This window comes from Curtobacterium sp. B18, from assembly GCF_000333375.1.
Taxonomy (GTDB): Bacteria; Actinomycetota; Actinomycetes; order Actinomycetales; family Microbacteriaceae; genus Curtobacterium.
In genome coordinates this window covers 1-940 of record NZ_BACZ01000606.1, presented here as the reverse complement: position 1 = coordinate 940, position 940 = coordinate 1, and the positions used below count along the sequence as shown (strand labels likewise).

The 940-nt window shown below is 74.7% G+C and carries 1 protein-coding gene and 1 pseudogene; both read left to right on the top strand.

Annotation, left to right across the window (positions count from 1 at the left end; all coding sequences use genetic code 11):
- Positions 1 to 400 (top strand): annotated as a pseudogene (locus I5E_RS16390) (oxidoreductase); the annotation flags it as partial.
- Positions 397 to 940 (top strand): MFS transporter (locus tag I5E_RS16385; RefSeq protein ID WP_022907939.1); only part of this gene is annotated, 544 nt, incomplete at its 3' end. The pseudogene I5E_RS16390 and the gene I5E_RS16385, both read left to right, overlap by 4 nt.

Here is a 940-nt window from a genome sequence, read left to right as displayed (position 1 = left end):
GCGCACGGCCCCGTACCTGGCGCTCGTCGCGTCGGGTATCGGGATCACCCCCGGGCGGTCGCTGCTCGAGGACACCGACCTCGCCCCGGGCGAGGCCACCGTGCTGCTGCGCGGGACCGACGCCGACCAGCAGTACCTCTGGCAGGAGACCGCCGACCTCGCCGCGGCGACGGGCAGCCGGCTGTACACGATGGTCGGCCGCCGGGCGCACTCCCGCGAGAGCTGGATGACCGAGGAGGACGTGCGCCGCGGGGTCTCGCTCCGGTCCGTCTTCCCGGACCTGCTCGACTCCGACCTGTACGTGTGCGGCCCGCGCGCCTGGTCCGACCTCGTCGTCCGCGAGGCACGGCTCGCCGGCGTCCCGGAGCACCAGATCCACCACGAACGGTTCGAGTCGTGAGGGCCCGCGTCGTCGCCGGCGGGGTCGTGTCGTCCGTCGCCGTCCTCGTCATCGGCTGGCAGCTCGGCGGCCAACCCGCGGTCACCGCCCCGGCACAGCAGAGCACGACGGCCGGCACCGGCACGAGCGGCTCCGCCACCACCGGCGGGGCGAGCGGCCGGAGCAGCACCGGGACCGGCACCTCCGGCTCCGGCACCTCCGGCTCCGGCACCTCCGGCACCTCCGGCTCCGGCACCTCGGGCACCGGCACCTCGGGCGGCTCCTCCGCCTCCGGGACCTTCGCCGGCGACACGACCCAGACGCAGTACGGTCCCGTGCAGGTGCAGATCACCGTAGCGAACGGGAAGATCACCGACGTCACCACCGCGCTCCTCACCGACGTGTTCCCGGAGTCGATCCTGTCGCTCGGCCTCGGGCTGAACGCCACCGTCGCCGCCGTCGGGCAGGTCATCGGCCCGGTCGTCGGCGGCCTCGTCGCGGAGTCGAACGGCTGGCGCTGGATCTTCCTCGGCGGCATCCCGATCTCGCTCGCCGGCCTGG